This is a genomic window from Limnochorda sp. L945t (genome assembly GCF_035593305.1).
In the GTDB taxonomy this organism is placed as follows: Bacteria; Bacillota; Limnochordia; order Limnochordales; family Geochordaceae; genus Carboxydichorda; species Carboxydichorda subterranea.
Map to the genome: position 1 here is coordinate 2,015,708 of NZ_CP141615.1, position 23,032 is coordinate 2,038,739.

Sequence of the window (23,032 nt, forward strand, 5' to 3'; positions counted from 1 at the left end):
CACCGCCCTCCCTAGCGCTACGAGCGGCGGGCCGGGAGTGGCCCTTCGAAGACGGCGCGCCAGTCTTCGGCGACTCCGCCGTCCGGCACGCGCGTGCCCGGCTCCCGCCGGATCCGGCCCCCGAGCGCTGCGACCTTCGTCTCGAGTGCCTCGTACCCTCTGTCGATCATTTCGGCGTTTTCGATGCGCGTCTCGCCTTCGGCGGCGAGCGCCGCCAGGAGCAGCGCCGCCCCACCCCGCAGGTCCGTCGCCTCGACGCGGGCCCCGGTGAGGCGAGGCACGCCCCGGATGATGGCCGTGTCCCTCTCGACCCGGACGTCTGCGCCCATCCGGCGCAGCTCGTCGACGTAGCGAAACCGGTCGAAGATGGTCTCCCGCACCATGCTCGTCCCGTCGGCGATGGTCAGGAGGGCGGCGAAAGGCTGTTGGAGGTCGGTCGGAAAGCCCGGATAGGGCGCCGTCTCCAGATCGACGGCATGAGGGCGCGCCAGACCGGGCGGAGTGGACAGCGCCACCATGTCCGGCGTCTGGCGGATCAGGTAGCCGGCCTCCTTGAGCTTGGCCAGGGGCATGTGCAGGTGCTCGGCGAGCGCCCCGTGGACCTCCACCTCTCCCGCGGTGATGGCCCCGGCGACCAGCCACGTGGCGATCTCGATGCGGTCCGGGATGATGGCGTAACGGCACCCGTGGAGTCCTTCGACGCCCTCGATCCGGACGACGGGAGTCCCCGCCCCCCGGATACGGGCGCCCATGAGGTTGAGCAGCGAGGCGACGTCGACCACTTCGGGCTCGAGCGCGGCGTTTTCCAGCGTCGTCGTGCCCCGGGCGAGCGACGCCGTCATCATCAACTGGATGGTCGTCCCCACGCTGGGCCGGCTCAACTGGATGCTCGTGCCTGCCAATCCAGATGGCGCGAGCGCTCGCATGCTGCCACCCTCGATCTGGATGGCCGCTCCCATCGCTTCGAAGCCGCGCAGATGGTAGTCGACCGGGCGGGAACCGAGCGCACAGCCGCCGGGCAGGGGTACCGTGGCCTCTTTGGCCCTGGCCAGCAAGAGGCCTGCCACGTAGAAGGATGCCCGCATCCGGCGTACCAGCGTGTAGGGGGCCTCCGTCGTGCGAAGCTCTCCGCCGTACACCGTGACTCCCCCGGGCTCCGGCCCGATTTCGACGCGGACGCCCAGGCTGCGCAGCAACTGGATCATGGTCGCCACGTCCGCGTCGGTGGGCACGTGCTCGAGGTGGACGGGCCCACCATCGGCCAGCGCGGCTGCGACCAAAGCGGGCAACGCGCTGTTCTTGGCGCCGCTGGCCGTGAGTTGTCCCGAAAGGCGTACGCCGCCTTCAACGATGAGATCCGTCACGTCCTAATATGATTGGCTCCTTTTCGCCGGATGCCTGCTTGCCGGCCGCGTCCCACCCCAATATTCGGAGCCCGGAGAGGCCGGTCCGGCCGCCGGAGGAAGAGCGGCAGGTGTTGCCAGCAACTTCCTGGATCCGGCGGCCGCCGGTCGCGGCACTCTAGGGTCGTCAGCGGGCGCCCCAATGAATCTGGTACACCCAGTTGTGCCCGTTGTTGTTGTCCCAGTGGTCGGCGGAATCGCGGAAGCAGAACTCGAGGGTACCGAACCCCTTGGCCTCGAGGTGTGCCTCCCAGAGGGGCGTCTGCCCGATCCAGCCGACCTTCTGCATGGGCACGTCGTGCACGTCAGACCAGCGCCCCGGGCCGAACCCGTAGTGCAAGAAGACCTGATCGGCACCGTGGCGGGCCAGCAGTCCGGAGTACCAGATGGTGACGTCCTGGCCGGAGGTTACCGGAGTGGGCTTGACGTAGACGCCGTCGTCCACCTCGCCGAAGGGACGCTCCCGCTCCTCGGCAACGGCCGAAGCCGCTTCATGGCCTTCACCTGCGCCGATCAGGCCGTACTCCTCGTCGCCGGGCCGGCCGGCAGGCGTGGCCTCTCTCGTGGAGGTGCCCGTGAAGGCGCGCCGTAGCGACTGCAGCAGACCGGCCACTCCACCACCTCCCTTCTCTAGGCCTTGCGCTCGCTCCGAGGGTAGAGTGCGCGGCCCGGCCGTCCGCCATGGGGTAAGTCGCAGGGTCCCCGACCATTCGGTAGCCGCCCAGGCAAGGGTGGCACACCGATCCAGCCCGGCCGGTCGTTGCTCGCCCTTGCCTTGACCCACGGCGGGACGGATGCTAGAATGCGTTCGGCTCTTCTCCCCGCTGGGGGATGGTGTAACGGCAACACGCGTGGCTCTGGACCACGTAATCCAGGTTCGAATCCTGGTCCCCCAGCCAATGCGAGGATTTCCGGATCCGGCCACGAGCGGAGGTCGTCCGCCGTGCAATCACGGAGCGCCGCGCTAAACACCCGTGTCCATCCCGCCCGCCCGGTCGTCTTGCTACATGCGTTCCCCCTCCATGCCGGGATGTGGCAACCTCAGATGCAGGCGTTGGCGGAGCGGGGCTTCTCTGCGGTGGCCGTGGATCTGCCCGGCTTCGGCTCGAGCCCGCTCCGGGACGAGCAGGACCTGGACGGCTTCGCCGCGCGGGTGCTGGAGGTGCTGGACGGGCTACAGGTGGAGCGCGCCGCTTTCGTCGGGCTCAGCATGGGCGGTTACGTCCTGTTTCGCTTGTGGCAACAGGCCCCTCACCGCATCGGGGCCCTGGTGCTCGCCGATACCCGGGCCGAGCCGGACAGCCCCGAGGCTCGGGAGCGCCGGTACGCCCAGGCATCCCAGGTGGCGGTCCTCGGGGTGGAGGCCATCCTGGAGGGGTTCGTGGCCGGCGCTCTGGGGCGGGCGACTCTGGATGGCCGGCCCGGAGTGGTCGAGACCGTGAGACGGATCGTGCGGGAGGCGCGGCCGGCCGGGGTCGTCAACGCCCTCCGGGCCATGGCGGTGCGCCCCGACTCGACGCCCCTGCTGCCCCGGATCACCGTACCCACCCTGGTCGTGGCAGGCGAGCAAGACGGCCTCACCCCGCCCGACGTGGCCCACCGCATGGCGGCCGCCGTTCCCGGCGCGAAGCTTTCGGTGATACCGGAAGCAGGACACCTCTCCAATTTGGAAGCGCCCGGCACCTTCAACCGGCAGCTGCTGGACTTCCTGGAAACGAGCGGCTTCTGGAGGGCCTGACCGGACAAGGAGGCCGCGTCCGCCGTCGCTGCAGCGCTCAGGCCACCACCCTGGCCACGAGCTCGCCCGTGCGCTCCGTCGTAAACCCGCCGGCCAGCTCGAGCTGGCGCCGCAGCGCCCGCAGGCTCAGGGTCGCCAGGAGCTGGCGGACCGGCTCCAGGGTCAACCACTCGTCGGGGATGGCGACGTCGAAGCGGGCCTCCTGCAGCGGCACGAAGTCGAGGGCATAGGCGGCGGCCACCGCCGCGGGCACGACGCCGGCGTCGGCCGCGCCTCGAGCCACCTCCCGGGCCACCTCCTGATGGGAGAAGACGACGCGGTCGAGGCCCTGCACGGTTTCACCGGGCACGCCCGCCGCGCGCAGCGCCTCTTCCAGAAGCGCTCGCGCTCCCGCACCCCTTTCCCGGTTGACCACGCGGACCCCGGGCCGTGCCAGATCCGCGGCCCCTCGCAGCCCCTTGGGGTTGCCGGGCCAAACCGCCAGCCCCTCCCTCCAGGTCCCGAGGTGGATGAGCGAGACGGCCCGCCCCGGCAAAGCCCGGCGGACGAACGACACGTTGTACTCGCCCGTCGCCGGGTCCCGCAGATGCACTCCCGCCACGTGCACGAGGCGTTTGGCCAGCATCTCGAGCGCCTGAGTGCTGTTGGCGTGCAGCCACTGTACCCGGAGGCCCGGGTGCCGTCGCTCGGCCTCCCTCGCCCATAGCCCCAGGGCAGGCGAACAGCCTGCGATGACGACCCCGCGCTCCAGGTCCTCCACGTCGCCACCGACCAGGCGCACGGCGACCCGACCCTCGCCGCCCGCCTCCTCTCCCTCCTCGACGAGGCCGTCCACCGGCACGACCTCCGTGCGGAAGGCGCGCTCGCCCCCCAGGGGATAAGCCACCCAGCGCCCTCCTACCCTGGCCAGGCTCACGCGGCCCGAAGCAGGGCGGGCCGGGGGCAGGGCCATGACGGCCTCTACCCGCGGCACTTCGTCCTCGAGCCAGAAGAGATCCTCGACCCCGGCGCCCAGCACTCGGGCGATCCGCATGGCCACGGCCACCGACGGCTGGTAGAGCCCGGCTTCGATGCCTCCGATGGTCTGACGCGTCACCCCGGCCGCCCGGGCCAGCTCCTGCTGGCTGAGGCCCAAGCGGACGCGGGCTTCGCGTACCCCGTTGCGAAGTGGCCTGGAGCCCTTCATCGCGCTGGCGCCTCCCGCGTGTCAAACAGACTTGCGCACGGCGGGTCCATTGTACCGCTCACCGCCTGCGCCTCCCTGCCGGATGCCGTCACCGTCTTGACGCTCCTGGAGGGTCGTGGTAGAGAGAAGGCGGCGCCGACGGGTGCAACCGCCAGAGGAGGACTTCCGTGACGTTACGCAGCCTCATTGCCCGCGAGCTTCACCAGGCCGTCCAACGACTCCTGAGCCAGTCCGGCCTCCGGTGGCCCGATGGCCTCGAGCTCCTCGTCGAGCAACCCGCCCGCGTCGAGCATGGCGACTACACGAGCAACGTGGCGCTTCAGCTCGCCCGCCACCTGCGGAAGCCCCCGATCCAGATCGCTACGCAGCTGGCCGGCGAGTTGCGGGGTTTGCCGATGGCTTCCAGGGTGGAGGCGGCGCCGCCGGGCTTCGTCAACATCTGGCTCGACTGGCGCTGGTGGGCGTCCCACGGCATGACGCGCTGGGATCCGCCCAAAGAGCGCGCCGCCGAGAAGGTCGTGGTCGAGCACACCTCCATCAACCCCAACAAGGCAGCCCACGTCGGGCACCTTCGCAACGCCTGCATCGGAGATACCCTCGCCCGGTTGCTGCGCCGCGTCGGCTACCGGGTGGAAGTGCACAACTACATCGACGACCTGGGCAACCAGGTGGCCGATACGGTCGTGGGGCTCCTGCACGTCCCGGTGAAAGGCCAGTACACCCGCTTCGGGGACTTCTGCTGGGACGTCTACGCCCGGGTCAGCCAGGCGTACGAGCGCGACGAAGGCCTCAAGGCCCGGAGGGCGGAGGTACTGCACGCGCTCGAGGCGGGAGACAACAACACGGCGTGGTTGGGCCGGCTCGTGGCCGAACACATCGTGCAGGAGCACGTGGCCGAGATGGGCGCGTTCGGCATCACGTACAACCTGCTGGTCTGGGAGAGCGACATCGTCCGGGAAGGTTTCTGGGCGGCGGCGTTCGAGAAGCTCAAGCAGTCGCCCCTGTTCGTCAAGGAGACCCAGGGACGCCTCGCCGGGTGCTGGGTGCTCAAGCAGCCCCAGCAGGAGCAAGAAGGCCCGGCCGAGGCCGCCGCCGGCCGGGAGGAAGAGGCCGACGACGAGCACCTGGCCGACAAGGTGCTGGTGCGTTCCAACGGGGTGCTCACGTACACCGCCAAGGACATCGCCTACCACCTCTGGAAGTTCGGCCTGTTGGGCAAGGAGTTCCGGTACCGGCGGTTCGCCCAAGGCCTTTGGACCACCGCACCCGACGGCACCGGCCGGCCGTTCGCCAGGGCCAGGCGCGTGCTCAACGTCATCGACCGGCGCCAGGAGTACCCGCAGGCCATGGTACGCCTGGCGCTGCAGGCGCTCGGGTTTCAGGAGGCCGCAGGGGCGCTGCACCACGTCTCGTACGGCGTGGTGAGCTTGAGCCCGGCCACGGCCGGCCGGCTGGGCATGGACACCTCGGAAGGACGCTCGTCGTACCCCATGTCGGGGCGGCAGGGGATCGGCATCAAGATCCGGGACCTCCTCGACCTTATGGAGGCGTCCATCGACCGGGAGCGCTCGCGGCGGGCAGGGCTGTCGAGCCGGGCGATTGCGGCGGGCGCCATCCGCTACTTCTTGCTGCGCTACAACCTCGGGACCGAGATCGTCTTCGACATGGACAGCGCCCTCGACGTGCACGGCAACACGGGGCCCTACTTGATGTACGCCCACGCCCGGGCGGCGGGAATCTTGCGCAAGGCCGGGCTGGAGAGCCGGGCGATGCCGCCGGAGCCGCGCCGGATGCCGGAGGTCTCCGAGGTGGAGCGGGCGCTCTTGCGCCACCTGGCCGACTGGCCGGACACGCTCGAGGCGGCGGCGGAGGGGTTCAACCCGACGCTGGTGACGGGGTACGCCTACGAGCTGGCGCAGCGTTTCACCGACTTTTACGAAAACTTGCCGGTGCTGAAGGCGCCAGAGAGCGAGCGGCCCTTCCGGATCTGGCTCGTGGCGCTTTCCCGAGCCGTGCTGGCCGACGCCCTGGGCGTGCTGGGGCTGCCGGCGCCCGAGCGTATGTGAGCGGGCCGGCCCCCGGATGACCGCAGCCACTGGGCAGACAGGGGCGCCGTCCTCGATTTCGCTGCGGTCATCGGAGGCGGCCACATCCTGGACTTCGGGCCCGGAGACGGCTGGCCTTCGTTGCTCGTGGCGCCCTTCGTCCGGGGCGTGGTCGGCGTGGATGCCTCCCGGCGCCGGGTGGCCGTCTGCCGGGCAAACGCCCGCCGCCTCGGGATCTCTAACGCGCAGTTCGTTCACGTGCCGGCGGGAGCGGCGCTCCCGTTCTCGGACGCCAGCTTCGACGGTGCCACGGCCGCCTCGTCCATCGAGCAGTCTCCCAATCCACAGGCCGTCCTGCGAGAGCTTTACCGGGTGCTGCGCCCCGGGGGGAGGCTCCGCATCTATTATGAAGCGCTCCACCGCTATCGAGGTGGACGGGAGCGCGAGCTTTACGTATGGGCCCCTTCAGAGCGGGTGACCCACGTGGTGCTCTACGATCGCCAGATCGAGCGTGAGACGGTGGTGCACCTCGGCCTGCGGCTCCAGGCTCCCTCTGAAGAGGTCCTCCACATGCTGCTCTCCGGCACTCGAAGTGGAGCGCTCACCATTCCGGCCTCCGGCACCACCTTGCCTGCGGATCTCCTCACGGAGGAAGGGTGGAAACGCATTCGAGGGCTCGTCGCCGAGGCGGTTACCTGTACCCTGGTGCAGCCCGGGTGCCGGACGCTCTGCAGATGGCTCGCGGAGGTTGGGTTTCACGGCGTGACTGCCACGCACGGCGGAAGGACGTTTGCCGCCCGGGTGTTCGACGAACTTTCACCTGCCTCCCGCCCCCGCACGCTCCCGGACATCGACGCGCTCCTCGGCCCGGCCGTACGTGCCGTGGTCCGCATGGAAGCCCCCGAACATCTCCAGGCACCCATCACGGCGATCAAATGAGACGGTGCCCAAACTGGCCACCGGGGACTTGCAGGGTCGTGCCTACGTCTACAACGCGCGGATCGCCCGCGAGCAGGCCGCCCGGCGCAGCCTCCGAGAGTGGATCCAGCGCTACTGGGGTGGGGCCGTGGTGCCCGCGGTGAGCATGATGCTCGGGGGCGAGAAGCTCCGGCGAGAGGACGTGGAGGCGCTGCACGAGCTGGTCGAACGCCTGGCTCCCGAGGAGGGTACGCCGCATGACGACCACTGAGGCTTCCACGCTGCTGCTGGCCGTCGCCTCTTCGAGGCCCTTCGGCAGCCGTCCATACCTCGGGATGGCTCCAGGTAGCACGAAACCCGTTCAGCCTCGTACGCCTGGGTTTCTGGGTGGTCGGGCTCCTGGCCCTCCACCTCTTCGCGCAGCGGCTTTGCCGTGGGAGCCTTTCATGCTAGGATGGGCTCGCCGGGGCTCGGACGGCAAGGGGGGGCCCATGGTGCCTGTGGATGCGGAGGAGTACCGGCGGTGGTTCGGGCAGAGCGCCCACACGCTCCAGTCGGCCACGCGCGACGCTGAGGAAGCTGACTACGGGTGGGCCTGCTTCAAAGCCCAACAGGCCGCGGAATACGCCGTGAAGGCTCTACTCCGGGCGGTCGGAGACCCGGCGGTGGGCCGCTCCCTGGTCAAGCTGACCGAGACGCTCGAGGCCCGTCCCGGCATCCCCGTTCCCGAGGAACTCCGCCAGGCAGCGCGAACGCTCGACAGGCACTATATCCCGCCACGTTACCCGGACGCTTACCCCAGCGGAATGCCGTACGAGTTCTACGATCAGCCGACGGCCTGCGAAGCCCTCGAGAGCGCCAGGCGGATCGCCGCGTTCGTCCGTGACCAGGCTCTGGCGCTGGGGATACCGCCCGATCACCCCTCCAGCCACGGGACGGAGTCGAGCCCGCCGCCCGGGTCAGGGCAGACAGCGGAGGGAACGCCATGAACGGTGCCGCGACGGTGCATCCGGCGCTGCGGCGGCGCATCGAGGAGCAGGAGCGCCTGCTCGAGGTCGCCCGGCATTATGCCTGCAAGTTGGCCGAGACCCTGGCAGTGCGATGGGCGGTCGTGGCAGGGTCAGTGGCGCGCGGGGACTTCCACGACGGCTCCGACATCGACGTGCTGGTGGTGAGTGACGCTTTACCATCGGAGCCCCTGAGGCGCGCGAAGGTGCTGTTTGAGGTCGCCGAGGGCGGAGTGGAGCCCAAAGGCCTGACACTGGCAGAGGTGAAGCGCGAGATCCACCGGCGCAATCCTCTCGTGCTCGAGGCCCTTGCCAGCGGTATGGTGGTCTATCCGCAGGGAACCTCGCTCGATGAATTTCGCCGCGACGTGGGGGCGCCCTCGGCCGACGACGCGTGAGGCGAACTGGGCCAGGCGTCGCAGCCTCGCAGAAAGGTCGCTCTGGTGGCCGGGTGCGCTCCACCCAGAGCCGAGCATACATCCGAACGGTAAGTAAGGTCGAAAGGTAAGACAGGGACCGTCTCCAGAATGGCCTCCACGAACGCCTCCCGCCGAGCTGTCCGTACCGAGGAATCGGCCCGACGGACGCCGGCCAGCGTTGGGCCATCGGAGCGCTTCTGCCGGCGGTTGAGTGGCCTGGATTTGCCCGAGGTCATCGCCAAAGCCCTCGCCAGGCAACTTGAGATGAGCGTACACGGCTCAGGATGTCCGAGAGATTCTTGGCCAGTTCGGTTCTCAGGCACGGAGGCGCTGTTGCTATCCTTCCGCACAGCGCGGTCCCGTGTTCCGTGGCAGCAGCGAGGTGGCTGGCAGGAACAATCTGATGCCACCCAGGTCGAAAGGCAAGGCACAGGAGGGCAGGGTGGCACAACTTGGAACCTGGCACCCCCACCAGGGTTTGAACTTCTCGCGTTTCAGCGGCGTCTTCTTCGTGTGTCCGCGTAGTTGGGCATGCGACGCCCCGGGATGCTTCCCGGATGCTTGAGCGGTGCGCAGCACCGGGTCATGGTTGCTGCGCCTTTTCCCTCCGTAGGCGCTCGAGGATCCAAACTCGGGCCAGCGTGCCAGCCCCGAGGCCGTAGCGGGCGGCAATCCGGCCCAAGGCCTCCATGTCCTGCTGCGCCAGACGCACCGAGAGGAGTCGCCTCTTGCGCACCACCTCCACTGGCTCATTGACGGGCTCCAGTTGGTCCCAGTAGTCCGCCACCGAATGGGCGTCCCAAAAGGCCGCTTCTTCTTCGGCGGACTCGAAGGCAGGCAGGGGCTTTTCCCGCGTTTTGCGCGCCATCAGCTTCTCTCCCTTCGATAAAGTCGGCGTTCCTCGCCGGAAGGCTATGGTATTCCTCGAGTGCAAGGCGAGGTGCGTTCGCTTCCGGTGAACCCCTGAACCGCCGATAATGAGGGCGAAGGAGGGTGGACCCCATGGCGTGGGGCCGGCGAGCGGAACCCCGGCGGTTCTGGGTGGAAGAAGTGGTGCCGGGTGCATTGGCGCGCCGGCGCTGGAGACGGTGGCGCATGCGTACCAGCGCCGTGTTTGGCGCCGTGCAGGCGGCCAGCGGATGGGCGGCCCATGTGGCTGCCGTCGCTGGACTGGCGGGCCTCCTGGCGCTACTGGTGCGGCCGTTAGGCGGCCGAGGCATTTTCCCGCCTCGCACTGTGTTACAGGACGTAGGGCTGGTGCTCACGGCGCTTGGGGTGGCGAGCTTTGTCCTGCTGTTTGGCCTCTATGCGTTGACTGGGCGGTTGAAGAGATGGCTGGACAGCTCGGAGCCTCTGAGCGCCGGCGTTCGGCGGCTTGCCCGGGCGCTCCTGAAGGGGCTGCTGGTCGAGCTGCCCCTGGCGGTCGTGGCGGCCGTGCTTTGGTCCATCGTGGGGTTCGTGTACCTTTTGGCCAACCTTCCGAGCCTCATCGGCCGGGCTGTGCTGGCGCCGGTGCTGGGGTGGCTTCCGTGGTTGGGGAGGGACGACGCGTAGGCGGCGGGGCTCACCCCGCCGCCTGGCTTGTCACGGACGGGAGGAAGGCGTTGGCTCCAGTCGTCGTGCCAAAGTGTCCACGTCCCGGCGAACGCCCACTACTTCGGTTTGCACGCGGGCGATGTCGGCCCGGATGTTCCCGATCACCTGGGTGAGCTTCAGCTCGAGGCTTGCTATGTCGTGGCGGACTTTTTCCTGAAACTCCGTGAAGCCGCGGGCCAGGCGGTCCACCGTCTTTTCGAGCCGCCCCACCATGCGGATGATGACTTGGAGGCTCACCCCGAGCAATGTGACGACCGCGGCGCCGAGGATGCTGGCGAGCAGCGTCGTGGCGTTCATGGCTGCCTCCCATCTGCTATAAGTGTAGCGCGCGTGGAATGGTCACGCCAAGGGCAGGGTCGCGGCAGCGTTTCCCACTCCCGCGCCGCGACCCACTGCCAAGCCCCGTCGTCGAAGCGCACAAGCAAGCGCCGGACCGGAAGCCCCTGGTAGAGCACGGCCGTGCCGCGCCGCCCGTCGCCTCGCCGGCGGCTCCTGCGGAGGCGGTAGGGAACCTGTTCGGTAGGATAGAGCATGGGGATCTGCCCCCCGGCCGTGCTGCGCCGGATCTTTGCCTGGCGCCTGGAGGGCCGCTCATACCAGTGGATCCGGGATCGGCTGAACGCGGAGGGCGTGCCGGCTCCCCGTGGCACTCGCTGGCGCAACAGCACCCTGCACACCCTGCTGGGCGAGGATTACATCCTGACCTACGCGGGATACGGGGTGTGGAATAAGCACTACCGCAAGGGGCCAAGACCGCGTGGTGTTCGGTACAAGCCCCGAGAGGAGTGGATCGTTGAGCCCCGAGCACACCCCGCCATCATCGACGAGGAGACGGCGGACCGCCTGATCGCGCTGGCCCGGCAGACCAGGGAGCACTACGAGACAGGGCGAGGCCGGAAGGGGGCGGGGAGCACGTATCTCCTCACGGGAGAGAACCTCGATGGGGAGCCCATCTTTCGCTGCGCGGCGTGTGGCGGTCACCTCATCGGTTCGGCCAACGGGTCAGGGGGAAAGCGCCGGCGGAAGTACGTGTGCGCCGAAGCTCGGTACTCGGGGGGCTGCGAGACCGTTTGGGTGGACGCGGAGCGCCTGGAAGCGGCCGTGCTGGACTATCTGCGCCGACACTACCTGACGGCTGATTTCGCGCGAGCCGTTGCGGAGGAGGTGCGTCGCCGACAGGCTGCGCAGAATGACGACGACCCGGCTGCGGAGCTTCGTCGGCGCCTGCGAGAAACGGAGCGTCAGTTGGCCAACGTGCGCCAGGTCATCCCGGCCGGCGGGGATCCGCAGGCGCTGGCAGCGGAGCTCAACCGCTTGGTGGCAACGGCTCGGACCTTGCAACAGCAGATCGCGGCGGCCGAACAGCGCCGGGCGACACCGACCATCAGCGAGGAACAGGTGCGGACGTGGCTCGACGAAGCGCTGCGGATCGTCGACGGGACGGATGTAGAGCCTCTTCGGCGCCTTGTGCGCGTTCTTGCGCCGGGCCACCCTCCATCCGTCCCGCCGGCAGGTGCTGGTGGAGTTCGTGCCGGATCCTCGGGCCGAGTGGCACCCGGCGGCTCTTTTGTGGTCTGAGAAACGCGACTTGTTGGCACCCCCACCCGGATTCGAACCGGGGTCTCATGGCTGAGAACCATGTATCCTAGGCCGCTAGACGATGGGGGCACCGCAGGGCCGGATGCCATTATAGCATGGTCCTGGTATAAGGGAAAGAGGGGGGTGCAACGGCGTGCAAGCATGGCTCGTCGAACGGGAGGATGCCGCCACCCGGGTGCAGTTCCGGGTGCGCCGTGTCCTCCATCGGGAACGGTCCCCATACCAGACCATCAGCGTGGTCGAGCTGGAGAGCATGGGCCGCGCGCTGGTCCTCGACGACGCCATCCAGGTGACGGAACGAGACGCCTTCGTCTACCACGAGATGCTCGTGCACGTCCCGGCGTGCGCGCATCCTCGTCCCCGGCGGGTGCTGGTCGTCGGGGGTGGTGACGGCGGGACCTTGCTCGAGCTGGCCCGACACCCGGAGGTCGAGCGTATCGACCTCGTGGAGATCGACCGGCGGGTCGTCGAGGTCTCCCGGCGGTTCCTGCCGTGGGCCGAGGCCGCCTTCTCCGATCCCCGCCTCACCCTCCACTACGCGGACGGGGCTCGGTTCCTGGAGCGGCCTCCGTCCCGCTTCGACCTGATCCTGGTCGACGCGCCCGACCCCGTCGGCCCGGGCGAGGCCCTCTTCGGAGATGCGTTCTACGAGGCAGCGCTGCGGGCGCTCCAGCCTGGCGGGATGCTGGTCACGCAGTCCGGTTCCATATGGTTCCAGAGCCCTTTGCTGGCGGCCATCAACCGGCGGCTGGCAAGGTGGTTCGGCCGGGTCCACACCTACCTGGCAAGCGTGCCCACCTACTCCATCGGGCCGTGGAGCTTCACGGTAGGCTCGAGTGGCCCGGACCCGCGGGCGGTCGACGCCGCCAGGGCGCGCCGCCTGGCCACCCGGTACTATACCGCGGAGGTGCACCGGGCTGCGTTCGTGTTGCCTCGCTTCGTGCAACAGCAGCTGGACGAGGCGATCCGGGCCACGCCCCGCCCGCTGCGCGCCGCCGGCACCCGCGCTTGACCGCCGTGACAGGCCCTGCCGGGCTATAGCAGCGCTGCGGCACCGGCCGCCACCAGGGCTCCGCACGCTGCCCCCAGGGCGTTGACCCCGTCGTTGTCGAGCCACGCAAGGCCGCCGTGGTACTCGACCGGCCCGGAGCACGTGAGCAGGTGGCGCCGGGGCACCTCCACCGGCCGTCCGCACCGGAGGCACTCGAAGCGGGCCTGCAGGGTGGCTCCAAGCCAGCTGTCGACGAACAGCCCCACGACGCCGCCCACCAGCACCGTCGCGGCGACGGCGGCTCGGCCGAATGCGGCGCCTGCCAGCGTGGCGATGACGAGTGCTCCTGCCAGCCCCGCGGCCGTGCCGGGACCGGAGACCGCCCCGGACGTGCCCGGCGCCACCACCCGGCCCCCTATGAGCAGCCTCGGCCGGGCTCCGCTCAACACCCCGATTTCGCTGGCCCAGGTGTCGGCCGTCATCGCGGCCAGGCTCCCGGCCGCCAGCAGGTCCCAGATGCTGACCCCGGCGCCGGAGCCCGCGGCAGCGCCCACGCGCCACCCTGCAGCGCCAAAGGCCAGCCGCATGAGCCCGGCAAGGGTCGCCACGCCCCCGTTGGCCAGCACCTGGGCGGCGTCCCGGCCCATCGCGGGCCGGCCGGCACGCCCTCTTCGCCAGGCCGTCAGCGCGGAGCCGGAGACGAAGAAAGCGAGCAAGATGAGCGCCCACGCAAGGCCGCCGGCTGCGAGCATCACCGCCCCGACCACCGCCGCGGCCACGGCCCCCGAGCGGGACAGCGCCCGCGCCCGAAACCCGGCAGCCGCCACGGCCGGCCCCAGGATGATGCCGGCCACCGGCCAGACGGGCCCGGCAGGGTCGGCGGGTGTCATGCCTGCATCATGCCCGCATCATGCCCGGGGCGTCCCCGCCGGCTGGAGCGCCCCCTGAGCCCACTGCGCCGCCCGCCGCAGCCGCTCGACGCTCGCCTGCCGGCCCACCAGCGCCAACACCTCGAACATCCCCGGGCTCACGTCTTTACCCGTCACCGCCACCCGCACCGGCTGCAGCACGTCGCCGAGCTTGAGCCCTCGCTGCTCCACGAGGCGGATGAAGTACCCCTCCAGAGCGCCCTCGTCGAACGGCTCCAGCCCCTCGAGCCCGGCCGCCACCTCGTCCAGGAGCGCCGGCACGCCCGGCTTGAGCAGGTGCTTGCGGGCCGCCTTCTCGTCGTACGCCGCGGGCGGCTCGAAGTAGTAGCGCACCCACTCGGGCACGTCGGCCAGGTGGCGCAGGCGGCTCTGGGAGAGTGCGAGAGCCTTGTGCAGCGTGCGCTCGGCCGCCTCGCCGCCCCGCTCGATGCGCTGCACGAGGCCGGCCTTTTCCAGGAAGGGCCGGCTGCGCCGGGCGAGCTCGTCGACGGGGAGCTGGCGCACGTAGTAGCCGTTCATCCACTCGAGCTTCTGGATGTCGAAGACGGCCGGGTTCTTCGAGACCCGTTCCAGCGAAAACTTCTCGACCAGCTCCGGGATGGAGAAGATCTGCTGCTCGGCGTCGTACCCCCAGCCCAACAGCGCCAGATAGTTGAGGATCGCCTCCGGCAAGTATCCCATCTCCCGGAACGCATCCACCGACTGCGCGCCGTGACGCTTGGAGAGCTTCGAACGGTCGGGAGCCAGCAAGATGGACAGGTGCGCGAACGCCGGCGGCTCGACCCCGAGCGCCCGGTACACCTGCACCTGGCGGGGCGTGTTGGAGAGGTGCTCGTCGCCCCGGATGACGTGGGTGATGTGCATCTCGAGGTCGTCGACCACCACGGCGAAGTTGTACGTCGGCAGCCCGTCCGACTTCATGATGACGAAGTCGTCCAGCAGCGCGTTTTCGAAGCGCACCTCGCCTCGCACCAGGTCGTGGACGACGGTCTCGCCCTCGTCGTCCATGAGGAAGCGCAGCGCCTCGGGGCGGCCCTCCTCCTTGAGGCGGCGCCGCTCTGCCTCGCTCAGGTGCAGGCAGTGCCGGTCGTACTTGGGCGCCTCGCCGCGCCGCAGCGCCTCCTGGCGGCGCGCCTGCAGCTCCTCCGGTGTGCAGTAACACGGATAAGCCCGGCCCATCTCGACGAGGCGGCGGGCGTAGGCCCGGTAGAGCTCCTGGCGCTGGGTCTGGCGGTAAGGCCCGTAGGGCCCCCCCACGTCGGGGCCCTCGTCCCAGTCGAGCCCCAGCCACCGCAGGCCGTCGATCATGGCCCGGGCCGACTCCTCCGTCGAGCGGGCCTGGTCCGTATCTTCCAGCCGCAGCACGAAGCGCCCCCCGTGGTGGCGGGCGAACAGCCAGTTGTACAGGGCCGTGCGCACGCCGCCGACGTGGGGATAGCCGGTCGGGCTGGGCGCGTAGCGCACCCGCACCGCACCGGAAGCCCTGGCGTCGTTCACGACGATGGTACCCTCCGTTCTGACGGACGGGCCGGGGGCACGGCGGCTGCTCGGGCGAGCGAACTCTCGTACGGCGGCCGCAGGACGCCCCGGTCCGTGACGATGGCGGTGATGAGACGGGCCGGCGTCACGTCGAACGCCGGGTGCAGGGCGCTCACCTGCGGCGGCGCGATGGGCATGCCGGCCAGATGGGTCACTTCCTCGGGCGAACGCTCCTCGATGGGGATGGCGGCACCGGACGACACGGAGAGGTCCACCGTCGAGTACGGCGCCGCCACATAAAACGGGATGCCGTGCGCGGCGGCGAGGACGGCGAGCGCGTACGTGCCGACCTTGTTGGCCGTGTCCCCGTTGGCCGCGATGCGGTCGGCACCCACCACGACCGCCTGGACGAACCCTTGCTGCATCACGTATCCGGCCATGTTGTCCGTGATCAGCGTCACGTCGAGGCCGTCTCGGATGAGCTCCCAGGCGGTCAGGCGCGCACCCTGGAGGTAAGGGCGGGTCTCGGTGGCGTAGATGCGCAGGCTGTGCCCCCGGGCCACCGCCCGCCGCAGGATCCCTGCCGCGGTGCCGATGCCGGCCGTTGCCAGGGCGCCCGTGTTGCAGTGGGTCAGGACGCCTCCATGCTCGGGCATGAGAGGGGCGCCGGCCTCCCCGATGGCCCAGCAGCTCGCCTCGTCCTCGGATGCGATGGCCCGGGCCTCCTCTTCGGCGATGCGGGCCAGCGCGTCCGGCGCAACGGCCGTGGCGGCGGTAGCGGCGGCCCCCCGGCTGCCGGCAGGCTCCTGCGAGAGGGCCTCTCGCAGGCGGCGCATCACGCGCTCGACGGCCCACGCCAGGTTGACGGCGGTGGGACGCGCCGCCTTCAGGGTACCAGCCGCCTGCTCGAGCGACGACACGAGCCGGTCGCCTGCGGGAGCGCCGTCCGGAAAAGGGCCACCTGCCGCCTCTTTCGCCGCAAGGGCGACGCCGTAGGCGGCGGCCACCCCGATCAGGGGCGCTCCCCGCACGATCATGGCGCGGATGGCGGACGCAACCTCACCGGCCGACACGCAGCGGACCCAGACCTCTTCGGCCGGCAGCCGGCGCTGGTCGAGCAACCAGAGCGACGATCCATCCCAGCGGTAGGCACGCACCAACGGAAGCCCTGACCTCCTGCGCCCCAGTCTACCACACCGGGGGCCGGCCGTCGGCCCGGATGCGGCTGCACGGGCACGCCCGGGCCTCGGGCAGGGAGGTCAGGGCCTCCAGCATCAGGCGCACGACGTCCGCGCGCCTCCGGGCCATCACGTCGCCCACCTCGGCGTGCGAGAGCTCCCTTTGGGCGATGCCGGCCCCGAGGTTGGTCACCACGGCGACCACGGCCATGCACATCCCGGCCTCCCGGGCCAGGATCGCCTCGGGCATGCCCGTCATGCCCACCACGTCGCCTCCGAGCAGGGCGAGGGTGCGCACCTCGGCAGCCGTCTCGTAGCGAGGCCCCTCGAGCACGGCGTACGTGCCCGCCGGCTCCACCGAAAGCCCCTGCCGCCCGGCGGCCCGCAGGAGCGCCTCCCGCATCTGCGGGCAGTAGGGCTCCGTGAAGTCGGTGTGCACCACGGCCTCGTCGTAAAAGGTGCCCGGCCTCGAGCGGGTGAAGTCCAGCACCTGATCGGGGATGAGGAGCGTGCCGGGAGCAAGGGTGGCCCGGAGCGACCCCACGGCGGCCGTCGCCACGATGCGCTCGACCCCGGCCCGGGCCAGGGCCGCGAAGTTGGCCCGGTAGTCGATGCGGTGCGGCGGCACCCCATGCGCGGCGCCGTGCCTCGGCAGAAACGCTACCACGGCACCCGGATCTCCCCCGACGTGGTAATAGGACAGGGCCACCTGCCCGAACCGCGTGACCACGCGCTCGGCGGCCACCGGAGCACCGAGGAGCCCCGGATCGTCGAACCCCGTGCCTCCCACGACGGCGAGCCTGGCTCGCATTGCGGCCTCGCCCCTTTCGGCTGCCGAAGGAGGGCTTTTCGTGGCCGCACGGCGGCCTTCCTGCCCCGGCCGGCACGGGCGGGCCCCGGGGCAGAGGAGCCGCCGCTCGGGCCCGGTGTCAGGTCGACTTCCGGTGGGTGCGCACCCTGCGATCCTTGCGGCTACCCGGGTTGTGGCCGCTCACCCACTGGCGCTCCTGTGACGAGGCTTCGCGAGGCACGGGCCGGGCCTTCAGGATCTCCTCCCGCTCGCCCCCCGGATGCACGGGCTGGTCTTCTCCGTCGTCTTGCCAGGGTGGCCGGTCGGCCGGCGCCGTCATGGCAACCCTCTCCTTCCGGCGGGCCGGGTGCGGCCCGTGCTCATAGGCTGCTCCGGGCAGGAGCTTCGTAGGCGCCGGCCGTCTGGGAGGTCCCGTGAAGCAGGAAGGGGACCCTCCGCGTCGTACTTCTAAAACGGTTTCTCAGTGCTTGATCCGGTCGTATCGCGGAGTATGGACACCGAAGCCAAGCGGTCCCGGGCCTCTGTCCACAAACGTTTAAGCTCTACGGGCGCCCGGCGCGTGACGTTACGCGACGTAGCGGCCTACGTGGGGCTGTCGGTCGCGGCCGTCTCCCGGGCGCTCAACGGGCATCCGGACGTGAGCGAGGTGACCCGCCGGCGCATCCTTCGAGCCGCCCGCCGGCTCGGCTACCAGCCCAACGCCGCCGCCAAGACGCTGGTCACCCGGCGGAGCCACCTCATTGGCGTCTACTTTCTGCCCGGGGCCACACCCTCCCGGTTTTCGGAGCCTTTCGTCTCTCAGGTCGTGGACGGCCTGCTCGAGGGCCTCTCCCGGGCGGGATACGACCTGCTCTTCTTCGGCGCCGGCACCGCAGACGGAGCGCCTTCGTTCCTCGAGCTCGCCTCCCGCCGGGAGGTGGATGGCGCCGTCTTTCTCGGCCTGCGGACCGACGACCCCCGATGGGAGGAGCTCCGCCGCTTCCCCATCCCCTCGGTGAGCCTGGACGTGCCCATCCCCGCCTCCCGCGCGGTCTGCGTCGGAAGCGACCATCTGGAAGGAAGCGCGGCCGTCGCCGAGCACCTGCTCTCCCTCGGGCACACCGCCATCGCCATGATCAACGGCCACACGGCGGCGCCCGTGAGCTGGGAGCGCCTCACCGGCTTTTCGGCCCGCTTGCAGCAAGCCGGGGTGCACCTGCGGCCCGAGTGGGTCGTCTCCGGCGACTTCACCGAGGAGGGCGGCTACCAGGCGGCGAGACGGCTGCTCTCGTCAGCCGTGCGTCCGACCGCCATCTTCGCAGCGTCGGACCTGATGGCCCTCGGGGCCCTGAGGGCGGCTCGAGAGCTGGGGGTGCGGGTGCCGGAGGAGCTCAGCATCGCCGGCTACGACGACATCGACGATGCGGCTCGGGCGGTGCCGGCGCTCACGACCGTACACCAGGATCGCCGGGCGATCGGCATGACGGCCGCTTCGGCCGCGGTCCAGCTCATCGAGGCGCCGGACCATCCCCCGGCGTCGCGGCTTCTCTTGCGGCCGGAGCTGGTCGTACGGGAGTCGACCGGGCCGGCTCGCTCGCAGGGAAGGGGGTGACGGGCCCGCCGGGCGGAGGAGCGACGGGTAGGGAAAGGGACCGGCGGGCAGGCCGAGGGAGCGGCTCGCGGGTGAGGCCAACCGGTCTCCGATGGTGGCAGGCGTAGATGGGAGCGATGGCAAACGGCATCGGAAAGGAGTGGCTGTCGCGTGCGCAGGAGCATCGGGTCGCGTCTCGTCCTGGCGTGGATCGTGGTCGCGCTGCTGGCCTCCCCCACCCTGGCCGCTACCGTGGTGCGGGTTTCCGGGTGGGGCGGCACGGACATCGCCATCGTCGAGGAGCTCATCAGCCGCTTCGTCAAGCCGGTCGTGGAGAAGGAAGGCATCGAGGTCAAGTACGAGCCCATCGCGGAGGACTTCGCGGGCTTCCTCACCAACAGCCTCTCGGCGGGCACGGCCCCGGATCTCTTCTACATGGACATCTTCTGGGCCGAGCCGCTGATCGCGGCAGGCCGCATCGAGCCTCTCGACGACTACCTCGCCCGCTCCAAGGTGCTCCACAAGCAGGACATCCTGCCCAATTTGCTCCAGGCGTTCACGTACAAGGGCAAGGTGTACGGCATCCCCAAAGACTTCAACACCCTCGCGCTGTTCTACAACAAGGATCTCTTCGATGACGCCGGGGTCGCCTACCCGAACGAGACGGACACCTGGGACACGCTGGTCGCCAAGTTGCGCAAGCTGAGCCGGCCGCAGGAGGGGATCTACGGCGTGGCGGCAACGCCGGAGTTCGCCAGGTTTGGCGCGTTCGCCTACGCGGCCGGTTTCAAGTTGTTCGACGAGAAGGGCAGGAGCGACCTCTCCCAGCCCGGGTTCGTGGAGGCGTTCCGCTGGTACACCGGCCTGGTACGCGACAAGGTGGGCGTGCTCCCGGCCGACCTCGGCCAGGGCTGGGGCGGCGGGGCCCTGGCCACCGAGAAGGTAGGGGCCGCCTTTGAGGGCGCCTGGATCCTCGGCTTCCTCAGGGATCAGGCTCCCAACCTGCGCTATGGAGCCACGCTGCTCCCCAAGCACCCCACGACCAAGCAGCGGGGCAACTTCATCTACACCGTCTCGTGGTCCATCAACGCCGCATCCAAGGTGAAGCAGGCCGCGTTCAAGGTGCTCGAGGCCCTCACCAGCCCTGAGGCGCAGCAGTGGGTCCTGCGGCGTGGCCTGGCCCTGCCGAGCCGTGCGGCGCTGCTCAACGACCCGTACTTCCAGCAAAAGAGCCCGGAGGCCGAGGCCAACCTCATCGTCTTCCGGGGAGCCTCGGACGGCAACGTGCAGCCGTTCAAGTTCGGCAAGTACGGGGATGCCTGGATGCGGCCGGTCAACGAGGCGCTGTCGGGCGTCATGACGGGCGAGCTGACGGTGGAGAAGGCGCTGCAGCAGGCGCAAAAGGCGCTGGACGAGGTCACGAGCCGCTGAGCCCGGGATCCGCCCCGCTCAGGGGGAGCCGGGGAGCGGCCGGTGAGGCCCGTAGGGGCTTCGCAGGGTGCACGCCCCGGCTCCCTCCACCCGTCATGGCGACGGGTACCGCTAAAACGGCAGGAGGTGAGCAGATTGGCGGCACGAGCGGCGCCGGCCGGCCGCCGGGGGGCGCTTCGCCGGCCGCTGTTGACGGAGCGGGCACAAGAGGCTTTGACCGCTTACGCCTTCCTCGCTCCCTTCCTCTTCGGGCTCGTGGTCTTCTTCGCTTACGCGTTCGTCCGGACGGTCTACTTCAGCTTCACCCGTTACGACCTCTTCCACCCGCCGCAGTGGGTGGGGTTGGACAACTACCTGGCCATCTTCCAGGAGCCGCGCTTTCTCACGGCGCTTGCCAACTCGCTCACGTTCGCCGCCGTCGTGACTACGGCCCAGACCGTCTTCGCCCTCATGCTGGCCCTGGTGCTCAACCAGAAGTTGAAGGGCATCACCTTCTTCCGGGCCGCCTATTACATGCCGAGCGTGACCTCCAGCATCGTCATCACGCTCATCTTCATCTGGCTCTTCCAGCGAACGGGGGTCATGAACTACCTCCTCACCCTGGCGGCGACGTACTGGCAGATGCTGCTGGCGTTTTTGGCCCTCACGGCCCTGGTGCAGGCGGCACTCGTCATTGCCGAGCGGCGGCGCCATCTCCCCGCCTCGGTGCTCGAGCCGAGCCTGCTCGTCGTCGCCATGATGGTGGCCGCCGCAGCGACGGCCGGGCTGGCCGCCGCGGGGGTCGTGCGGGCGTTCCCCCGACAGGAGCCGGTCATCATCACCTGGCTCAACACCCGCCGGCGCTTTCCCGACTGGGGCGCGCCCATCCCGCTGGAAGCCATCATGATGCTCAATACGTGGACGACGGCGCCGACCTTCATGCTGCTCTACCTGGCAGGGCTGCAGGACATCCCCAGGGAGCTCTACGAGGCGGCCTCGGTCGACGGCGCCACGCCCTGGCAGCAGTTCCGGCACATCACCGTGCCGCAGCTGCGCCACGTGAGCTTCCTGGTAGTCACGCTGGGGCTCATCGGGACGCTCCAGATGTTCGACCAGGTGGCCATCATCGGCGACCAGGCGCCGCTCGAGTCCGTCATCACCCTGGCCTACTACGTGTACAACAACGTCTTCCCGGGAGGGGCGCTTCCGCGGATCGGCGCAGCCTCCGCAGGGGCGGTCATCCTGGCGGTGCTCACGCTGGTCGTGGTGCTGATCCAGCGAAAGGTGGTGGAGCGCTGACCATGCCGTCACCCGATGCAGCCGCCCTGGCCCGCCGCCGCTGGGCCCGAGCCGGAGCAGTCTACCTGCTGCTTCTCGCCTTTTCGCTCCTTTTCATCGGGCCCTTCCTCTTTGCCGTGCTCTCCAGCCTCAAAGACAACCCCACCGAATGGCCGCCGCGCCTCGACCCGCCCCAGCTCGAGCCGCGCAACTGGGCCGCGGCCTACCGCCTGGGCAAGCTCGGCGGAGGCAGCGGGTGGTTTGGCGCGTTCGCACCCGGCGCCGTCGTGCCGTTCGAAGTGACCTATCGCGTCACGCCCGAGGCGGCCGCACAAGGTATCACGACGCCGGATGTCCGCGTGCCCCGCCGGGTGCCGGGAGCGGGAGCGGGGGCGGTGAGGTTGGGGCCGTTCGCCTCCGACTTTGCCGAGGTGAGCCCGCCCGAGGTGGCTTCGCGGCTGGTGCACACCGACGGCAGCGTGGTGGTCACGTGGCGCTTCACGGTGCGGCATACGGGCGACGAGACCGTGGACCGGCTGCCGCTCGACGTGCTCGTGCCGCGGGGGTACGAGTTCGTCGGGGCCACGCTTTCGCCCAACCGGGTGGAGCGCTTGGGGCGGGTGCAGAGCTGGAACAGCATCACGCCGGGCGTGATCCCGTACGTGCTCTACAACTACACCCGCGTCTTTCGGGAAAACTACAGCCGCACCACGGGCAAGAACCTCTTCCTCACCTGGATCGGCAACTCCCTCTGGATCGCCGTGGTCAAGGTGCTTACGACGCTTGCGTTCGCGTCGCTCGCCGGGTACGCGCTGGCCCGCCTGCGCTTCCCCGGGCGGCAGGCCGTCTTCCTGGTCATGCTCTTCTCGATGATGGTACCGGGGCAGGTGACCTTCATCTCCAACTACCTGGTGCTCCGGGACGGGATCTTCGGGCTGTCGAGGCTGTGGGGGATGCCGACGCTGCTCAACAGCTTCACGGGGCTGATCCTGTCCGGGCTCGTCGGGGCAAGCGCCGTGTTCATCATGAAGCAGTTCTTCGAGTCGCTGCCCAGGGAACTCGACGAAGCGGCGCGCATCGACGGCGCAAGCCCGCTCGTGACGTTCTACCGGGTGGTGCTGCCGCTGGCAAGGCCTGCGCTCGGGGCGCTCACCATCCTGACGTTCCAGGGGGTGTGGAACGAGTTTTTCTGGCCCCTGGTCGTGCTCACATCGCCCCAGGACAAGTTCACGCTGCCGGTGGGGCTCCTCATGTTCCGGCGGACGTACGGGGTGGCCTTCGACTGGGGACCGCTCCTGGCCGGGGCGGTGGTCTCGGCGCTGCCGATCGTGGTGCTCTTCGTGGTCTTCCAGCGCTACTTCGTGGAGGGCATCTCGTTCAGCGGGTTGAAGGGGTAGAAACCGCCCGCTCCTCGGAGCGGGGAGAGCTTGGATGCGGCGGCAGATCAGCAGGAAACGGTTAGAAGACGTCGAACT

General features: G+C 69.8%; 22 protein-coding genes, 2 tRNA genes and 1 pseudogene. 14 read left to right on the forward strand and 11 right to left on the reverse strand.

Annotated elements, in window-relative coordinates; translation table 11 throughout:
• Nucleotides 1–17: 17 nt before the first annotated feature.
• Together murA and U7230_RS09395 are read right to left on the reverse strand one after the other, a co-directional pair.
• Nucleotides 18–1,364: a UDP-N-acetylglucosamine 1-carboxyvinyltransferase gene (murA, locus tag U7230_RS09390; RefSeq protein ID WP_324715585.1), complete on the reverse strand. Its 1,347-nt coding sequence runs from the start codon at nucleotides 1,362–1,364 to the stop codon at nucleotides 18–20.
• A gap of 166 nt (nucleotides 1,365–1,530) precedes the next feature.
• The gene (locus U7230_RS09395) at nucleotides 1,531–2,016 is read right to left on the reverse strand and encodes a carbohydrate-binding protein (protein ID WP_324715586.1); all 486 of its coding nucleotides are present in this window, start codon (nucleotides 2,014–2,016) and stop codon (nucleotides 1,531–1,533) included.
• 212 nt (nucleotides 2,017–2,228) lie between these two features.
• On the opposite strand from U7230_RS09395, the gene U7230_RS09400 reads away from it, so the two are divergent.
• A tRNA-Gln gene (locus U7230_RS09400) sits at nucleotides 2,229–2,302 on the forward strand.
• Nucleotides 2,303–2,346: 44 nt separating this feature from the next.
• Nucleotides 2,347–3,141 (forward strand): alpha/beta fold hydrolase, encoded by a 795-nt coding sequence (locus U7230_RS09405; RefSeq protein ID WP_324715587.1) that lies wholly within the window; start codon nucleotides 2,347–2,349, stop codon nucleotides 3,139–3,141.
• Nucleotides 3,142–3,178: 37 nt separating this feature from the next.
• Here U7230_RS09405 and U7230_RS09410 read toward each other — a convergent pair whose 3' ends face one another.
• On the reverse strand, nucleotides 3,179–4,327 hold the full coding sequence (locus tag U7230_RS09410) for an XRE family transcriptional regulator (protein ID WP_324715588.1): 1,149 nt from the start codon (nucleotides 4,325–4,327) through the stop codon (nucleotides 3,179–3,181).
• Between the two features lie 167 nt (nucleotides 4,328–4,494).
• Here U7230_RS09410 and U7230_RS09415 point away from each other — a divergent pair, with 167 nt between their 5' ends.
• The 5 genes and pseudogenes from U7230_RS09415 to U7230_RS09435 all read left to right on the forward strand — a co-directional run bounded on the left by U7230_RS09415 (nucleotide 4,495) and on the right by U7230_RS09435 (nucleotide 8,695).
• Nucleotides 4,495–6,393, forward strand: coding sequence for an arginine--tRNA ligase (locus tag U7230_RS09415; protein ID WP_324715589.1), 1,899 nt, complete (start codon nucleotides 4,495–4,497; stop codon nucleotides 6,391–6,393).
• 57 nt (nucleotides 6,394–6,450) lie between these two features.
• Nucleotides 6,451–7,311: pseudogene (locus U7230_RS09420) on the forward strand (class I SAM-dependent methyltransferase); the annotation flags it as partial.
• 28 nt (nucleotides 7,312–7,339) lie between these two features.
• Nucleotides 7,340–7,561: a BlaI/MecI/CopY family transcriptional regulator gene (locus U7230_RS09425; RefSeq protein WP_324715590.1), complete on the forward strand. Its 222-nt coding sequence runs from the start codon at nucleotides 7,340–7,342 to the stop codon at nucleotides 7,559–7,561.
• A 220-nt stretch (nucleotides 7,562–7,781) separates the two neighbouring features.
• The gene (locus tag U7230_RS09430; RefSeq protein ID WP_324715591.1) at nucleotides 7,782–8,279 is read left to right on the forward strand and encodes a HEPN domain-containing protein; all 498 of its coding nucleotides are present in this window, start codon (nucleotides 7,782–7,784) and stop codon (nucleotides 8,277–8,279) included.
• On the forward strand, nucleotides 8,276–8,695 hold the full coding sequence (locus U7230_RS09435) for a nucleotidyltransferase domain-containing protein (RefSeq protein WP_324715592.1): 420 nt from the start codon (nucleotides 8,276–8,278) through the stop codon (nucleotides 8,693–8,695). Before U7230_RS09430 ends, U7230_RS09435 begins: the two co-directional genes overlap by 4 nt.
• A gap of 604 nt (nucleotides 8,696–9,299) precedes the next feature.
• Here the strand turns inward: U7230_RS09435 and U7230_RS09440 are convergent.
• Nucleotides 9,300–9,584 (reverse strand): CopG family antitoxin, encoded by a 285-nt coding sequence (locus U7230_RS09440; RefSeq protein ID WP_324715593.1) that lies wholly within the window; start codon nucleotides 9,582–9,584, stop codon nucleotides 9,300–9,302.
• Nucleotides 9,585–9,718: 134 nt separating this feature from the next.
• On the opposite strand from U7230_RS09440, the gene U7230_RS09445 reads away from it, so the two are divergent.
• The gene (locus U7230_RS09445) at nucleotides 9,719–10,270 is read left to right on the forward strand and encodes a DUF502 domain-containing protein (RefSeq protein WP_324715594.1); all 552 of its coding nucleotides are present in this window, start codon (nucleotides 9,719–9,721) and stop codon (nucleotides 10,268–10,270) included.
• A 30-nt stretch (nucleotides 10,271–10,300) separates the two neighbouring features.
• Here the strand turns inward: U7230_RS09445 and U7230_RS09450 are convergent, their stop codons facing one another.
• Nucleotides 10,301–10,609 carry a hypothetical protein gene (locus U7230_RS09450; RefSeq protein ID WP_324715595.1) on the reverse strand — a complete coding sequence of 103 codons (309 nt, stop codon included), beginning with the start codon at nucleotides 10,607–10,609 and terminating at the stop codon, nucleotides 10,301–10,303.
• A gap of 234 nt (nucleotides 10,610–10,843) precedes the next feature.
• Here U7230_RS09450 and U7230_RS09455 point away from each other — a divergent pair, with 234 nt between their 5' ends.
• The gene (locus U7230_RS09455; RefSeq protein WP_324715596.1) at nucleotides 10,844–11,890 is read left to right on the forward strand and encodes a recombinase family protein; all 1,047 of its coding nucleotides are present in this window, start codon (nucleotides 10,844–10,846) and stop codon (nucleotides 11,888–11,890) included.
• 14 nt (nucleotides 11,891–11,904) lie between these two features.
• Here the strand turns inward: U7230_RS09455 and U7230_RS09460 are convergent.
• Nucleotides 11,905–11,980: transfer RNA gene (locus U7230_RS09460), tRNA-Glu, on the reverse strand.
• A 64-nt stretch (nucleotides 11,981–12,044) separates the two neighbouring features.
• On the opposite strand from U7230_RS09460, the gene speE reads away from it, so the two are divergent.
• Nucleotides 12,045–12,923 carry a polyamine aminopropyltransferase gene (speE, locus tag U7230_RS09465; RefSeq protein WP_324715597.1) on the forward strand — a complete coding sequence of 293 codons (879 nt, stop codon included), beginning with the start codon at nucleotides 12,045–12,047 and terminating at the stop codon, nucleotides 12,921–12,923.
• Nucleotides 12,924–12,946: 23 nt separating this feature from the next.
• On the opposite strand, the gene U7230_RS09470 is transcribed toward speE, so the two are convergent.
• From U7230_RS09470 to U7230_RS09490, 5 genes are all read right to left on the reverse strand, one after another.
• Nucleotides 12,947–13,792, reverse strand: coding sequence for a DUF92 domain-containing protein (locus U7230_RS09470; protein ID WP_324715598.1), 846 nt, complete (start codon nucleotides 13,790–13,792; stop codon nucleotides 12,947–12,949).
• An 18-nt stretch (nucleotides 13,793–13,810) separates the two neighbouring features.
• Nucleotides 13,811–15,328, reverse strand: coding sequence for a glutamate--tRNA ligase (gltX, locus tag U7230_RS09475; protein ID WP_324715599.1), 1,518 nt, complete (start codon nucleotides 15,326–15,328; stop codon nucleotides 13,811–13,813).
• Nucleotides 15,325–16,470 carry an S-methyl-5-thioribose-1-phosphate isomerase gene (gene mtnA / locus U7230_RS09480; protein ID WP_404980503.1) on the reverse strand — a complete coding sequence of 382 codons (1,146 nt, stop codon included), beginning with the start codon at nucleotides 16,468–16,470 and terminating at the stop codon, nucleotides 15,325–15,327. The genes gltX and mtnA overlap by 4 nt, the downstream gene beginning before the upstream one ends.
• 28 nt (nucleotides 16,471–16,498) lie before the next feature.
• Nucleotides 16,499–17,299, reverse strand: coding sequence for an S-methyl-5'-thioinosine phosphorylase (locus U7230_RS09485; protein ID WP_324715600.1), 801 nt, complete (start codon nucleotides 17,297–17,299; stop codon nucleotides 16,499–16,501).
• Nucleotides 17,300–17,417: 118 nt separating this feature from the next.
• Nucleotides 17,418–17,618, reverse strand: coding sequence for a hypothetical protein (locus U7230_RS09490; protein WP_324715601.1), 201 nt, complete (start codon nucleotides 17,616–17,618; stop codon nucleotides 17,418–17,420).
• A 240-nt stretch (nucleotides 17,619–17,858) separates the two neighbouring features.
• Here U7230_RS09490 and U7230_RS09495 point away from each other — a divergent pair, with 240 nt between their 5' ends.
• The 4 genes from U7230_RS09495 to U7230_RS09510 all read left to right on the forward strand — a co-directional run bounded on the left by U7230_RS09495 (nucleotide 17,859) and on the right by U7230_RS09510 (nucleotide 22,954).
• On the forward strand, nucleotides 17,859–18,890 hold the full coding sequence (locus U7230_RS09495; RefSeq protein WP_324715602.1) for a LacI family DNA-binding transcriptional regulator: 1,032 nt from the start codon (nucleotides 17,859–17,861) through the stop codon (nucleotides 18,888–18,890).
• Nucleotides 18,891–19,040: 150 nt separating this feature from the next.
• Complete coding sequence (locus tag U7230_RS09500; RefSeq protein WP_324715603.1) at nucleotides 19,041–20,300, forward strand: ABC transporter substrate-binding protein; 1,260 nt, start codon at nucleotides 19,041–19,043, stop codon at nucleotides 20,298–20,300.
• Between the two features lie 135 nt (nucleotides 20,301–20,435).
• On the forward strand, nucleotides 20,436–21,578 hold the full coding sequence (locus U7230_RS09505) for a carbohydrate ABC transporter permease (protein ID WP_324715604.1): 1,143 nt from the start codon (nucleotides 20,436–20,438) through the stop codon (nucleotides 21,576–21,578).
• A 2-nt stretch (nucleotides 21,579–21,580) separates the two neighbouring features.
• A complete protein-coding gene (locus tag U7230_RS09510; protein ID WP_324715605.1) occupies nucleotides 21,581–22,954 on the forward strand; it encodes a carbohydrate ABC transporter permease in 1,374 nt (457 codons plus the stop codon).
• Nucleotides 22,955–23,032: the final 78 nt, after the last annotated feature.